We start from the raw sequence: 15,885 nt of genomic DNA on the forward strand, positions 1-15,885 counted from the left end.
CTTGACCTCTTATAAAACCTAAGATCGCTTGGCAAGAAAGAAATACTATGGTGCTATTGCAGTAATAGGTGTTGTATCTTTAATCATTGTAGAATCTGCCTCCAGTAATAGTTCGGGGAATACCTATAAAAGAATACGGGGAATAGTTGAGATTGACGAAGGGCATATACCTGTTCCAGATACGACTTCCAAGCCGGACACGCTGAAATACCCCATCCGTGACAGGAGGGGCACGGCTGTTACAGACCCCGTACGCAATGTTATTGACCTCAAAGACCCCGCCAATATTCAAAAATCTGTTGAGTACGACCCCGCTACCAAACAATATATCATCACAGAAAAGATCGGGAACCAGTTTTACCGCCAGCCCACCGTGCTGAATTTTGATGATTTTTACCGGTTGCAGGCCGCCCAGAGCGAAAAAGACTACTGGCAGAAAAGGGCCAGCACCATCGGCAACCTCAACCAGCGCAGCCAGGCGCCCCAGCTGTATTATGGCGATAAACTTTTTGACCGCGTATTTGGCGGCACCAAAGTAGACATCAGGCCCCAGGGGAGCCTGGGCCTCACCTTCGGCTACCAGGGCCAGAACGTGAAAAACCCCGTGCTGGTGGAAAGGGCCCGCAAAAACGGGGGGTTCGACTTTGATATTGACATCAATATGAACGTGACCGGGCGCATCGGGGAAAAACTGAAGCTCATCACCAATTACAATACCCAGTCTACCTTCGATTTCGAAAACCAGGTAAAGCTGGAATATACCGGCTACCAGGACGAGATCATCAAAAAAATAGAGGCCGGTAACGTTAGTTTCCCCCTCAGCAGCTCCCTCATCCCCGGCGTACAGTCCCTGTTCGGTATCAAAACACAGTTGCAGTTTGGCCGCCTCACCGTTACCAGCGTGCTCAGTAACCAGAAGTCGCAAAAGCAGAACATGGTGCTGCGGGGCGGCAACAGCACGCAGGATTTTGTGAAAAGGGCGGATGAGTACGAAGATAACCGCCACTTCCTGCTGGCGCAGTTTTTCCGGGACACCTTCAACTACGCCATGGGCAACCTGCCGGTAATACGCAGCCAGGTGTACATTAACCGCATTGAGGTGTGGGTCACCAACAAAACCGGCGCCACTACAGACACCAGGGACATTGTGGGCCTGATGGACCTGGCGGAGCAAGACCCCTATAACAAAACCGCCATTACGGTACTGACCAGCAACCAGCTGCCGGACCGGAACACGAACGACCTGTACCGCAACCTCGTTAGCGACCCAGCGGCCCGCTACTCCGGCACGGTGGTGAGCCGCCTGCTGGCCCTGGGCCTGCAACCCGTGCAGGAGTTTGAAAAGACCTTTGCCCGCAAGCTGGACTCTACGGATTACACCCTCAACCGGCAGGTGGGCTTCATTTCCCTTAACCAGCAGCTGCAGCCTGATGAAGTGCTGGCCGTAGCCTATCAATACACCTACAACGGGCGTACCTTCCAGGTAGGAGAGTTCTCGCAAGACGTGCCGCCGGACCAGAACAACTCCGCCAACCAGCAGATCCTGTTCCTGAAAATGCTGAAAGCCACCTCCGCCCGCCCGGCCCTGCCCATCTGGGACCTGATGATGAAAAACATCTATTCTACAGACGCCTACCAGGTGAACCGGGCAGATTTCAAGCTGGACGTGCTGTATAAAGACCCCGGGAAAGACCAGGGCACAGATACCCGTGTGCCCAGTGAAAAACGCTACCTGCCGGATGCCAAAGGGCAATATGCCGGCGCGCCCATCATTTCCGTGCTCAACCTGGACCGGTTGAACAACCAGAACGATCCCCAGCCGGATGGGGTGTTCGACTTTGTGGAGGGTTTTACCATCACTTCCCAGAACGGCAAGGTGATGTTCCCCGTGCTGGAACCGTTCGCAGACGGCCTGAGACCGGCCTTTGGCGGCGATGCGGCCCTGGAAAAGCAGTACATGTACACCATGCTGTACGACTCCATCAAGGTGGTGGCGCAACAGTTTCCCAACCTCAACCGCTACCTGATCAGGGGTTCCTACAAATCCAGCAACTCCTCCGAAATATCCCTCAACGCCTACAACATTCCCCGCGGCTCCGTTTCCGTAACGGCCGGCGGGCAAATGCTGCGGGAAGATGTGGACTTTGTGATAGACTATAACCTGGGCCGTATCAAGATCATCAACGGCGGCGTGCTCAGTTCCGGTGTGCCCATCAACGTGCAGTTCGAGAACAACGCCCTCTTTGGCCAGCAGGTGCGCAACTACATGGGCACGCGGCTGGACTATTTTGTGAACGACAAGCTGAACATAGGCGGTACCGTTGTCAGAATGAGCGAGCGCCCCTACTACCAGAAGGTGAACTACGGGGATGACCCCATCAAGAACACCGTGGTGGGCCTGGACGCGAACTATATTTCCGAGTGGCGCGGCCTTACCCGCCTGTTAGACAAGCTGCCCAACTTTCAGAGCCAGCAGCCTGCCTCCATCAACTTCACCGGTGAGGTGGCCCGGCTGTTCCCCGGCCACAGCAAGCTGGTAAACGCCCCCGGCAGCAAGCAGGGGCAGGTGATGATAGATGACTTTGAAGGCACGCGCAACGGTTTTGACCTCAAATTCCCGGCCACCAGCTGGGCGCTGGCCTCCACACCCAAAGACGCCAGTGACGCCAACGGCAACATCCTGTTCCCCGAAGCGGACGATAACGACACCCTTTCTTACGGCAAAAACAGGGCGCTGCTGGCCTGGTACATCATTGAGCCTACGCTGCAGATACCCAACTCGCCCAACCGCCCGCGCGGGGTAGACGCCAAATCGCAGCGGGACCTTCGTACCCGCCTCATCTACCAGCGGGACATTTTCCCGAACCGCTCTACAGACTTCGGGCAAAGCCAGCTGAGCACGCTTGACCTGGCGTATTACCCTACGGAAAAAGGCCCCTACAATTTTGAGTCTTCCCTGGCAGGGCTGAATATAGACGGTACGTTGAAAAACCCTAAAGCGCGCTGGGGTGGCGTGATGCGCGCTATTGACAACAGCGACTTTGAAACGGCCAACATCGAGTTCATAGAATTTTGGATACCCGATCCCTTTTACGACAAGCCCGGCAGCTCCGGCGGTTCATTGTATTTCAACCTCGGCAACGTGTCTGAAGACATCCTGAAAGATTCCCGCAAGTCTTTCGAGAACGGCCTGCCAGACCCTTACAACCCCGCCAACCGCAACAAGCTGGACTCCACCCGCTGGGGCCGTATCCCCAAATTCCAGCAGCAGATCACGCAGGCCTTTGACAACGACCCCGCCATCCGCCGCTACCAGGACGTGGGGTACGACGGTCTCAACAGCGAAGACGAAAAGAACTTCAGGGCGCAATACCTGAACGACCTGGCCAGCGTGTTCGGCGCCGGCTCCGCCGCTTACCAGAACGTGGTGAACGACCCCTCTAACGATGACTACCGCTGGTACCGCGACGGGTATTATGACCAGGGCGCTGGCACAGACATCCTGGGCCGCTATAAACGCATTAACGGGCCAGACGGCAACTCGCCCGTTTCCAATGATAATTCCGCCTTCTCGCAGGCCGCCACCAACTACCCGGAGTCTGAAGACCTGAACCGTGACAATACCATGAACGAAACGGAGGAGTACTTCCAGTACCGCGTAGATATCAGGCCAGACATGCAGGTAGGCTCCAACTATATTGTAGACAAGTTCCCCGTCAGGAACGAAATGGAAGACGGCACCATCGTAACGCAGAACTGGTACCAGTTCAAGATACCGATGAACCAGTATGACAAAAAGGTGGGCAATATTCCTGACTTCAAGTCCATCCGCTTCATGCGCATGTTCCTCACCGGCTTTGAAGACTCCGTGGTACTCCGTTTTGCCAAGCTGGACCTGGTGCGCAACCAGTGGCGCCGCTACCTGTACGAGCTGCGCCCCGGAGACCCCATACCGGTAGACGAAAGCACCACCTTCAACGTATCTGCCGTGAACATTGAAGAGAACGCCCGCCGCGAACCGATCAACTACGTGCTGCCCCCAGGTACGCTGCGGCAGAACACGCTCAGCAACAACAACACCAATATCCAGCTGAATGAACAGGCCCTTTCCGCGCAGATCTGCAACCTGAAAGATGATGAGGTGCGGGCCGTATACAAGAACCTGAACCTTGACCTGCGCCAGTACAGCCGTATGCAGATGTTCATCCACGCAGAGGCGGTGGGTGACGCGCTGGCGCTGAAAGATAACGAGCTGCAGGCCATTATCAGAATAGGCAGTGACTTTACGGAAAACTATTACGAGTACCGCATCCCCCTGAAGGTAACCGCCTGGAAAGCCACGCGCGATACGGACGTATGGCCGTCAGAGAACGAGCTGAACCTGGACCTGAACGCGTTTGCCAAGCTGAAGATGGAGCGCAACAACGATGGCTCCGCTTCTCCGCTGGTACCTTACCTGAAGCAGGATGGCAAGAACATTCTGGCCGTGGTGGGCAACCCCAGCCTGGGCGATGTGCGCAACATCATGATAGGGGTGCTGAACCCGAAAGATGACGGGCTGCCGCACTGTACCGAAGTATGGTTCAACGAGCTGCGCCTCTCCGGCCTCGATGAAAAAGGCGGTTATGCGGCGCTGGCCAGGGTAGACCTGAACCTGGCAGACCTGGGTACCCTCACCTTCAGCGGCAACATGCACACGGCCGGCTTTGGCAGCGTAGACCAGCGGGTGAACGAGCGTTTCCGCGACAACTTCCTGCAATACGACATTGCCACCAATCTTGACCTCGGCAAGCTGCTGCCCAAGCGCACCGGTATTACCGTACCCGTGTACGCCGGTTATTCCCAGACCACCAGCAACCCGGAATATGATCCGTATGACCTGGACATCAAGCTGAAAGACAAGCTGGAAATGGCGCGGGACAAGGAACATCGGGATTCCATCCGCCGCAACGCGCAGGATTTTACCTCCATCAAGAGCCTCAACTTCACCAACGTGCGCAAAATGGGCGCGGGCAGGAAGAAGAACAGGATATGGGACATAGAGAACTTTGACGTGAGCTACTCGTTCTCGCAGATGAACCGGCGCAACCCGGTGATAGAAAGCGATGTGCTCACCCGTCACCGCGGTGGCGTGGGGTATAACTACGCTGGTACGCCCAAATACATAGAACCGTTCAAGAACCTTATCAAGAGCAAATCTCCCTGGTTTGCGCTCATCAAGGAGTTTAACGTGAACTACGTGCCTTCCATCATGAGCGTAAGGGCAGACATTACCCGCCAGTTTGGCGCCACACGGCTGCGCAACGTGGGCGGCGGGCCTTTCCAGCTGCAGGAAACGTACGATAAATATTTCCGTTTTGACCGGTATTATACCTTCAAATGGGACTTCTCCCGCAACCTGTCTCTCGACTTCAACGCGGTGAACAATTCCCGTATAGATGAGCCCAACGGCCGCATCAACACCGATGCCAAAAAAGACACCGTGCGGAGCAACTTCTGGAAAGGCGGCCGTACTACCAATTACTTCCATAATGCCACGGTTACCTATACCGTGCCCATGGGCAAGTTCCCGCTGTTGAGCTGGACCAACCTGGCCCTCAGCTACGGCATGGAATACCGCTGGGTAGGCGCTTCCCGCCTGGCCACCTACCTCGGCAACGCCATCGAGAACTCCAACCAGAAAACCATTACGGGAGAGTTGAAGTTTACGGAGCTGTATAACAAGAGCAAATGGCTGCGTAAGATGAACGCCACTTCCACGCCAACAAGAGAATATGTACCGCCCGGCATGGCCAGTGCGCCTAACGCCGCTGCCGCACAGCAGAAGAAAACAGAGGACGAGGATGCCACCTCGCCGGTGCTGAAGGCGGTGATGCGCGTGCTGATGTCTCTGAAACGCGTGAACATCAACTATACGGAGAACGTGGGCACCCGCCTGCCCGGCTACCTGGACAGTACCAAGCTGCTGGGTATGAACTGGCAGACCATGGCCCCGGGGCTGGAGTTTGTGGTGGGTAGGCAACCTACCAAAAAATGGATGGACAACTTTGCGAAGAAAGGCCTCATTACGCCAGACACGCTTTTCAACATCCAGTTCCAGCAGCAGTTCACGCAGAAGCTGGACATACAGGCCCAGCTGGAACCGGTGCGTGACCTGCGTATAGACCTGAACCTCACCAAGTCTTTCACCAAAACGCATACAGAGCTGTTCAAGGACACCATCGGGGACGGCAGCGGCTTTGGCCACCTGAGCCCCTATGACGCCGGCGGGTTCGACATTACTTTTATTGCCATCAAAACCATGTGGGGCAAGATCAACGCTACCAACGGTGTGTCTGAGACCTTCCGCCAGTTTGAGAATTACCGCCAGGTGATCTCTGAAAGGCTGGGCCGGCAGAACCCGTACAGCAACAATGGTACGGTGCCGGAATATGATCCCAAAGACCCGCAGTACCGCTACGGTTATGGCCGTTACGCACAGGATGTGCTGATACCCGCCTTCCTGGCGGCGTATACCGGCGAGAGCCCGGAAAACGTACCGCTGCTGAAGCAGGGCAGCTACACCGTGCGCACCAACCCGTTCAAGAACATTCTGCCAAGGCCCAACTGGCGTATTTCTTACAACGGCCTGAGCCGGGTGAAACCGTTCTCGGACTTCCTCACCAATTTCACCCTGACGCATGCCTACATCGGGCGGCTCACCATGAACTCCTACAATACGGCGCTCATGTTCTACGATCCGCTGTACCTGGGCTTCCCGTCTTTCAGGGACTCTATATCCGGTAATTATATCCCGTACTTCCTGGTGCCCAACCTCACTATTTCAGAGCAATTTGAGCCGTTGCTGGAGGCAGACATGACCTTCACCAACTCGCTTAACCTGCGCGTGGGTTTCAAACGCAGCCGTACCCTCAGCCTCAGCCTGATAGACTATCAGCTGAGCGAAATGCGCAGCAGCGAAATTGTGGTGGGCGGCGGTTACCGCGTACGCGGCCTGCCCATGCCGTTTGCGGTAGGCAAAGACGGCGGGCGGAAGTTGGAGAACGATATGAACTTCAGGCTGGACCTGAGCTTCCGGGACGATAAAACCACCAATAACCGGCTGGATGCGGACTCGCCACTGCCAACAGGCGGGCAAAAAGTGATCAGTATTGCGCCCTCCATAGACTATGTGGTGAACAACCGGTTGAACATCAAGTTCTTCTATGACCGGCGCCAAACCATCCCGGTTATTTCTACTGCTTACCCCATTACCAATACCCGCGGCGGTATTACACTGCGCTTCATGCTGGCGCAGTAGGGGAGAAGAGCGGAACGCAACAAACGGGGGATCCTGAACAGGGGTTCCCCGTTTGTTGTTAGCGGATATAATGATGAAAATCATTTGGCTGCAATACGGATAAGTTTACTTTTGTAGCGTTCCTTATGAAGTACATATTCGTCATAGTCACATTAACAGGCCTTATGCTGCAAACCTTCGGCAAAGGGCTGGTATTGGCGGAATACCTGCTGAATAAGGAATACATTGCCCGTGTACTTTGTATCAACAAGGCAAAACCCGAAAAAGGCTGTAACGGCCAGTGCCACCTGATGAAGCAGATGGAGAAGGAAACAAAACAGGAAGAAAAGGGGAATGCTGTAAAAGACAAATACGAAGTGATCATTATACAGGCGGATTTTCCGCTTCCCTTCACCCCCAGCACCGGCGGCATAAAACTGTTTGCCGCGTATAACGGCGGAATGGCGCAAGACCCGCTCCATGCCGTATTTCACCCACCCAGGGCGTAAGTTGCAATTGACGGTTGCCCGTTGCGGGCAGCACGTTTTTACTTCACTGATCGAAGCAAGATGGATGCGTTTGCAGAGCGGTACCAGCCTGCAGGCTCACCTCATCTAGCAGGAACAGACCGGCATGAATATGCTGCAGGCATTGCCCCGGCGGGCTTTTGCCACCGCATGGCGGGCATGCATCCATACCGGCATTGACTCACCGGCAGACCAACTGCAACGGGCCCTGTACTGCGCACCCTGCAGTGCCCCGCAGTAAACTGTCTGCCACGTATAACCGGGCTGTTGCCCCGGGGGCGCTCCGCGTGCCCGGCAACGTAGTGGCCACTGGTTACGTAAAACCTATAGCATGTCAAAATTTTCCGTCCTTATTGCGCTTTTAATATACTGTTTACCCCTGGCCGCACAGCAAACACTGAACGGAAAGGTAGTAGACGCCATCACCCGCGAGGCCTTGCCCGGCGTTAGCGTGCGGGTACTGCACGGCGGCCCGCAGGGCTGCCTCAGCGATCACAGCGGCGCCTTTACGCTGAACGGCCTCCGTACCGGCCGGGACTCTATTGCCGTTTCCTTTGTGGGCTATGCAGAGCAGCGCCTGCCCGCTTCGTCCGGCATTATTTACATGGAACCGCTGTCTACCCGGCTCAACGAGATCATTGTATCCGCCGGCAGGGAAAAACAATACCGCACCGAAGCGCCGGTGGCCATCAGCACCATTTCCACACAAATGATCAGGGAAACAAAAGCCACCTCGCTGGAGCAGGTGCTGAACAAGGTAAGCGGCGTGTACATGGTAGACCTGGGCAATGAACAGCATACCATGGCCATCCGCCAACCTATCGGCTACCGCAGCCTTTTCCTTTACCTGGAAGATGGCATTCCCATCCGCACTACCGGAGACTTCAACCACAACGCCCTGATAGAGATCAATATGGCCACGCTCAAGACCATAGAAGTGATCAGGGGGCCGGCATCGTCCCTGTATGGCAGTGAGGCCGTAGGCGGCGCCGTTAACTTCATTACGGCTTCCCCGGCATTGCTGCCCACGGCCCGGGTACAGGCGGAAATGAGCAACCAGGGCTACAAACGTACAGACTTCAGCGTGTCCGGCACCAGCGGCAAGCTGGGCGTGCTGCTGGGAGGCTACTATGCAGATCAGCGCAATGGTTACCTGGACCACAGCGATTTCCGTAAACTGGCGCTCACCCTGAAAACAGAATACGCTTTCAGCGAACGCAGCAAATGGACCACCACCGCCTCTTTTGCAGATTATAAAACAGACCAGACGGGCGGGGTAGACAGCGCCAATTTTTACTCCAGAAACTACAAGAGCTTTCACACGTTCTCTTACCGGCTGGTAAAAGCATTACGGCTGCGCAGCACGCTCGAGCAGCGCTGGAACGATCAGAACACCACCAGTTTCACGCTCTTTTATCGCCACAACGAAATTGGCCAGAACCCTTTCTACGCCATTAAAACCACCAGCAACCCGCTGAAAGCGCGCGGCGAGATCAACAGCGATCATTTTCAGAGCTACGGCATGCTGGTACAGCACAAGAAGAATTTCAGCTGGCGCAATGCTTCGCTGATGGCGGGCGTGAGCGCTGATTACAGTCCTGCCGGCTACTACGCCCGATACATAGACGTAGACCGTGATGCCGCCGGTTACTTCACCGGCTATACGGAAACAGACTCTACGCTAACGGACTACCGCGCTGCGTTGCTGAATACCGCCGTGTACGCCCAGGCGGAAATGAGCCCGCTCAACCGCATGAAGGTAATTGCCGCGCTGCGGTATGACAGGATGGACTATGATTTTGACAACCACCTGCCGCCCTCTGCCTTTACCGGTTCTCCGGACGAGCGCAACTACTTTCACGCCTGGACGCCGAAGTTGGGCCTTACGTACGACTTTGGGCATGACAGGGGCCTGTATGCCAACTACAGCGTAGGGTTTGCGCCGCCCAATATTTCCGAATTGTACCGCGGCGTGAAAGTGCCGGTGCTGAAACCCGCCAGCTACAACAACTATGAACTGGGCGGCTGGTTTGCCTTTGCCGGCAACAAGGGTTATGTAGATGTAAGCCTATACAGGATGGACGGCCGCAACGAGATCGTAAGCGTGCGCCTGGCGGATAACTCTTCGGAGAACCGCAATGCCGGCCGTACGCGCCACAGCGGTGTGGAATGGAACCTGCGCTATGCCCCGTTGCCGGGCCTTTTGCTGCGCACCGGCGGCACCTGGGCACAGCATGAATTTATTGTGTACGAAGACAAAGGCGCGCAATACGGCGGCAACCGCATGAACGGCGCGCCCGCGGTGATCACCAATACGGAGCTTGGCTGGAAACCCGCTTTCCTCAAAGGCATCCGCACGTCTGTAGAATGGCAGTGCGTAGGCCGGTACTATATGGACCCCGCCAATACGGAAACATACGGCGGTTACAACCTGCTGAACGCGCGCATAGGCTACAACTACAAAAATTTTGAATGCTGGCTGAACTGCCGGAACGTGGGAGATGTGATGTATGCCACCACGGCAGAAAAAAGCGCCTTCGGCAAAAGCTACCGGCCCGGCCCCAACAGAACGTTTAACGCAGGTGTGGCGTATACCATCACTGCAAAAAAATAAAGATGCGATATTACCTGTTTTTGTTATTAGCGTTGGCCGCCTGCCAGCCACGGAATTTCAAGGGAGGGCAGGAAACGGTGCTTTCAGACACCGCGCGCAATGCCTCCTGCGCGTACATGACCGTTACACCGCAGGGCCAGCCTGTGGTGAGCTGGGTGGAAGACGGGAGCATGTACTTTGCCGTATCGCCAGACGGCGGGCAGACCTTTTCCGCCCCCCGCCAGGTCACCACTGCGGAGGGCATTCAGCCCCATGCGGAAAACATGCCCAAGATCATATTCAGGCCCAACGGAGAAGCCATAGCCATGTACGGCGTGGAAAGCGACGACCCGCGGAACAAATACGCCGGTAAGGTGCGCTACGCCCGCTCCGCAGACGGCGGCCTGCACTGGGAGCCTTCCCGCCCGCTGGTAACAGACACCGCGGGGTATGACCAGCGGTACTTTGACATGGCGCTGCTGCCCTCCGGGGAGGTGGCCGCCATCTGGCTGGACAACCGCAAGTTTCACCAGCAGGAGGGCTCTACCCTGTACATGGCCATTGCCGCTGATACTGCCGGCTTCCGGCAGGAGCGCGCACTGGTGCAAACCGTTTGCCAGTGTTGCCGCACGGCACTGTATACAGACGCGCAGGGCGCGCTGCATGCCGCCTTCCGCGATATTATGAATGACAGCATCCGGGACATGGTACACATGGTGTCAACAGACGGCGGGCAAACCTTTTCCCCGCCCGTGCGCATCAGTGCGGATAACTGGGTGATCAACGGCTGCCCGCACACGGGGCCCGCCATGGTGAAGAACGGCAGCGGCGTGCATTTTGCCTGGTTCACCATGGGCAGCGGGCAGGGAGTGTTCTACTGCCAGTCGCCAGACAATGGTATCACCTACTCCAAAAAGGAAAGCATCAGCGCCCTGCCTACGGCCAAACACCCGCAGCTGGCCGCCCTTGGCAGCGGAGAGCTGGCCCTGGTGTGGGACGAAGCGGCAGACACCGCCGCCAGCCGCATTGGCATAGTGCATAAAGCAACTGACGGAAAAACGCTGGCACAGGGCTTTCTCACGGAGCCGGGCGGCTACGCCAGCTTTCCTGTGCTGAAGGCAGTGGGGGAGAACCAGGTACTGGTGGCTTACAAAAGGCGGCAGGGGCCGCGGGAGGTGGTTTGTGTGAGGATGGTGAGCCTGTAACGCTGCTTGATCGGATCAGGAAAATAAAAGGGAGAACGTGGTTGCCGCGTTCTCCCTTTTATTAGGGCCGTGCCACAAGCTCGTTTGCCCTGAACGCCCGCCCGTACGGCCGTTGCACCCGCTATGACGTTACCCTGACATTCCACGGCCCCAAAACCAATGATCGGATCGGGAAAATCTTTGCCAGGCGACCGCTCCGCCGCCGCAAAGCCCTTTGATGTTCAGTACTTTTGCTCCGTCAAATCAAGGGAAATCAGCTTTAGTGGAGATGTTCAGTAATTCAAAGAGACATAGCATACATTTGTTTTTTACTTTATCCCTTCTGTTTATAGCGCCAGCCTATACAATTGCCCAGCAAACGCGGGGCGTATTATCTGGCCGCCTGTGGGATAAGGAGAATGGGCGCGGCGCCGATTCCATTCTCGTTATTGCCCAAAAGGACAGCCTGCAATTCCGCGCCTACAGTGCAAACGGCGGCCGTTTTTCTTTTGGGCCGCTTCCTTCCGGTACGTATAAAGTAAGCATAGCGGGCATGTTGTTCAAAGCCCCCGTCAAAACCGTTCACCTGCATAAAGACCAGCAGGTGGAGCTAACGGTGGAGAAAGCGCTGCAAACCCTGCAGGAAGTGTTTATCACCGCTTCAGAGGCCAGGGGCATGACCAGCACCTCCGTCATTGACCGCAGGGCCATGCAACACCTGCAGCCGTCCAGCTTTACAGACCTGCTGGAGCTATTGCCCGGTGGGCGTTCCAAAGACCCTTCGCTGACCAGTATGAACCGCATCAGGCTGCGCGAAGCGGGGGCGCCGGAAACAGACTATGACATCAGCTCCCTGGGTACGGCCTTCCTGGTAGACGGGGCGCCCATCAATACCACGGCCAATTTGCAAAGCTCCAGCGTATACATAGCCAGTGACCCCAACCAGTACCGCAACACCACCAACCGCGGTGTAGATATGCGTACCCTGTCTACAGACGACATCGAGAAAGTGGAGATAGTGCGCGGCATTCCCTCCGTTGAATACGGAGACCTCACCAGCGGCCTCATCAAGATCGAGAGAAAGAAAGGATATACGCCGTTCACCGCCCGCATGAAAACCGATGGTTTCAGCAAACTGTTCGCGTTGGGCAAGGGGTTTAATGTACCGGGGCAGGATATGTCCGTGAACGTAGACCTTGGTTTTCTGGATTCAAAAAGCAAGCCCACAGATAATTTTACGAACTATAAAAGGATCAATTCCAGTATACGCGCGGAAAAACGCTGGGAGAACAGCTACCGCCGCCTGAAATGGTCCGGCTCATTCGATTATGCTACTACGGTAGATAACCAGCGCACAGATCCAGACAACGGGTACGCGCCGGTAGACAAGTTCCGTTCCCGGTTCAACCGCTACGTATTCAATACCAGCCTGAAAAATGAAGTGACCCGCTTGGGCGCTCTTGTAAAATCCTGGGAAGTAAATACGCAGGTAGATTACCAGCGGGACAGGATGGACGTTACAAAATGGGTGCAGGCCCGCTCCGCCACCATATTGGCCAATGCCTTGACGGAAGGGGAGCATGATGCTACTTTTATCACCCCCAGCTATGCCGCCGAGCTGCTGGTAGACGGCCGGCCGCTCAACGCCTTTCTGAAAGCGAAAATGAACCTCGGCTTCCGTACATCCGCTATCACGCACGATGTGAAGCTGGGGCTGGAAACCAATTACAGCAAGAACTTCGGCAAAGGCCAGATATATGACCTCACTTACCCCATGAACCCCACCGGTTCAGCGCGGCCGCGGGCCTTTGATACCATCCCGGGCATGCTCAACCAGTCTTTCTTTGCGGAAGATATGATGACCTTCAACGTAGGCCGGCACAAGGTTGCCACCGCTGCGGGCCTGCGCGGCATGAGCCTGCTGGCTATGGACAGGCAATATGCCATTGCCAATAAAATTTATCTCGACCCCCGCATCAACACCCGGTGGACGCTGCCCGGCATCCGTACCGGCCAGCATACCCTGATGGTTACCCTGGGCGCGGGATTTGGCCTGCATACAAAAATGCCCACGCTTGACATGCTTTACCCCAACCCGAAGTACACGGATATTGTGCAGCTTAACTTTTATCACAATAACCCGGACTACCGGAAGGCCAACGTGGCCACTTACGTTGCCGACGGGATCAACTATCACCTGAAACCTGCCGTAAACCGCAAGCTGGAATTTAACGGGGATTTTGAGCTGAACGGCAACCGCCTTTCGCTCACCTACTTTCATGAAAAGCTGACATCCGGTTTCCGCTCGGCTTCAAGGTACCGCGTGCTGGATTACAAGATCTATGACAACGCGTCCGTAGACGCCCCCAACCTGACCGCTCCGCCTGCTACCAGTGACTTTGATTACCGGGATGCGCGCCAGTTCTTCAGCTATTCCGTTACGGCCAACGGCAGCGCGCTCATCAAGGAAGGCATAGAGTTCCAGTTCGTTTCAAGGAGGCTCACCGGCATCAATACCCGCTTTACCGTAAACGGCGCCTGGTTCAAGACCAACTACGTTAACAGCTTCCCCTTGTACAAAGGCATCAGCTCCAACGTTATCATAGACGGCAAGCAATCACAATACATAGGGGTGTATGACTACCAGGATGGCGCCTACCGCGGCCAGCTGAACACCAACCTGACAGTAGACAGCTATTTGCCCGTGCTGGGCCTCACGGTGTCCGCCTCTTTGCAGAACATCTGGTTCAGGATGGAGCAATATCATTACAACAACGGAACGCCCGTGCAATACATGGGGATAGATGGCATACTGCATCCGTATACCAAAGAAAGCCTGGAAGATCCCAACCTGGTTTGGCTGAAAGAAACTACCAGCGGCATCCTTTTCCAGAAGCGCCTCGTTCCTATTGACCTGCAGGGCAATGTAAAGGTGACCAAAGAATTTAAAAAGAAGGCGGCCGTTTCCATGTTCGTGAACCGGTTGTTCACGTACACACCAGACTATGTTTTCAATAATACTATTAACAGAAGGAGCGGCTTTAGCAGCCCGTATTTCGGAATGGAACTGAATCTTAACTTTTAAACAGAACAGATATGCGTCAAATTAAATTACTCTTATGTATACTCGCGGTGACAGGTACGGTGTTTACTACTGCCTGCAAGAAAGACGGCCTGACCATCAGGCAATCTGCCGTGGGCCTTACGCTGACCCCGCCCGCGGGATTGCAGAACGTGCGGACATCTAACGTAGTGCTGGTGTTCAAGGAAAGCAACAGCGGCGTAGACAGCACTTTTCACATGAACGGCAACACACCGCCGGCTATCACACTGCCAGACGGCTCTTATGAGGTGACCCTGGAAGGTGATGTGGAATACGAACTGGACGATGTGAAATACTCCCGCAAAATACGCGGCCACAAGCAAGGCGTGGCCGTAAGCGGCGGCACCGTAACGCTTGATATTCCCCTCTTCCTGTACGATGAAACGGCGGGCCTGGTATTCAAGGAAATATTCTTTACCGGTACGGTAACCCCGGAAGGCAAACAGTATAACGGAGACAAGTACTTTATCATCTACAATAATTCTGAAGATACGCTGTATGCAGACGGCCTCGTAATTGCGGAAGCGGCTTTCCTTTCCACCACCAAAAGAGAGTACGATCCCAATGTAATGCCCGAAGCCTTTACACCGGGTGCTATGGTGATGATACCCGGCAAAGGTACAGAGCACCCGATATATCCCGGCAAGCAGATCGTGGTGGCCAATAACGCCATCAATCACAAGGAGTACAACCCCAATTCATTCGACCTGCGCAAATCCGAACTTGAACTGACCTTGCTGGGTTCTATCAATGTAGACAACCCGGAAGTGCCTGACCTGGTGAACATGAACGGTTTTATGACCATGCATAACCGCGGGTTTAAAAGCTACATCGTGGGCCGTTTGCCGGAAGGGACTACTATTGATAAGTATAAAGAAGAAAACAAGTACACCTACTCGTATATTCAAACCAACGGTACGCCCCGGTATGTTGACGGGTATAAATTTCCCAACAGCTGGATCATAGATGCCGTGAACCTGTCTGTGCCCGCCGTGTTTGAATGGATACTGACTGCGCCGGAGCTGGACATGGGCTGGACATATTGCGGTAAGGTAGATTCTGACGATGGCCGTTATGGCAAGAGCGTAAGGCGCGCCGTACTGTCTACCAATCCTGACGGGCGTGTGATCCTGAAAGATACCAACAACTCTACCAAAGACTTTGAAGCAGAGGCCAAACCCTCTTTAATGCAATAATAC

General features: G+C 55.1%; 6 protein-coding genes. All 6 read left to right on the forward strand.

Annotated elements, in window-relative coordinates:
* Nucleotides 1-28 precede the first annotated feature (28 nt).
* The 6 genes from sov (at nt 29) to D3A97_RS11200 (ending at nt 15,882) form a co-directional block, all read left to right on the forward strand.
* A complete protein-coding gene (sov, locus tag D3A97_RS11175; RefSeq protein WP_119078598.1) occupies nt 29-7,300 on the forward strand; it encodes a T9SS outer membrane translocon Sov/SprA in 7,272 nt (2,423 codons plus the stop codon).
* Nucleotides 7,301-7,425: 125 nt separating this feature from the next.
* On the forward strand, nt 7,426-7,788 hold the full coding sequence (locus D3A97_RS11180; RefSeq protein WP_157986483.1) for a hypothetical protein: 363 nt from the start codon (nt 7,426-7,428) through the stop codon (nt 7,786-7,788).
* Nucleotides 7,789-8,137: 349 nt separating this feature from the next.
* Nucleotides 8,138-10,420, forward strand: a complete 2,283-nt coding sequence (locus D3A97_RS11185; protein WP_119078600.1) for a TonB-dependent receptor — start codon at nt 8,138-8,140, stop codon at nt 10,418-10,420.
* A 2-nt stretch (nt 10,421-10,422) separates the two neighbouring features.
* On the forward strand, nt 10,423-11,604 hold the full coding sequence (locus tag D3A97_RS11190) for a sialidase family protein (protein ID WP_119078601.1): 1,182 nt from the start codon (nt 10,423-10,425) through the stop codon (nt 11,602-11,604).
* Nucleotides 11,605-11,905: 301 nt separating this feature from the next.
* Nucleotides 11,906-14,668: a TonB-dependent receptor gene (locus tag D3A97_RS11195; RefSeq protein WP_157986484.1), complete on the forward strand. Its 2,763-nt coding sequence runs from the start codon at nt 11,906-11,908 to the stop codon at nt 14,666-14,668.
* A gap of 11 nt (nt 14,669-14,679) precedes the next feature.
* Nucleotides 14,680-15,882 (forward strand): DUF4876 domain-containing protein, encoded by a 1,203-nt coding sequence (locus D3A97_RS11200; RefSeq protein ID WP_119078603.1) that lies wholly within the window; start codon nt 14,680-14,682, stop codon nt 15,880-15,882.
* Nucleotides 15,883-15,885 lie beyond the last annotated feature (3 nt).

Source organism: Chitinophaga alhagiae (genome assembly GCF_003568665.1).
GTDB lineage: Bacteria > Bacteroidota > Bacteroidia > Chitinophagales > Chitinophagaceae > Chitinophaga > Chitinophaga alhagiae.

What these genes read in the sequence shown, in the direction of transcription:
- D3A97_RS11200 (WP_119078603.1), top strand. Translation starts at nt 14,680, where the DNA reads ATGCGTCAAATTAAATTACTCTTATGTATACTCGCGGTGACAGGTACG.
- D3A97_RS11190 (WP_119078601.1), top strand. Translation starts at nt 10,423, where the DNA reads ATGCGATATTACCTGTTTTTGTTATTAGCGTTGGCCGCCTGCCAGCCA.
- D3A97_RS11185 (WP_119078600.1), top strand. Translation starts at nt 8,138, where the DNA reads ATGTCAAAATTTTCCGTCCTTATTGCGCTTTTAATATACTGTTTACCC.
- D3A97_RS11180 (WP_157986483.1), top strand. Translation starts at nt 7,426, where the DNA reads ATGAAGTACATATTCGTCATAGTCACATTAACAGGCCTTATGCTGCAA.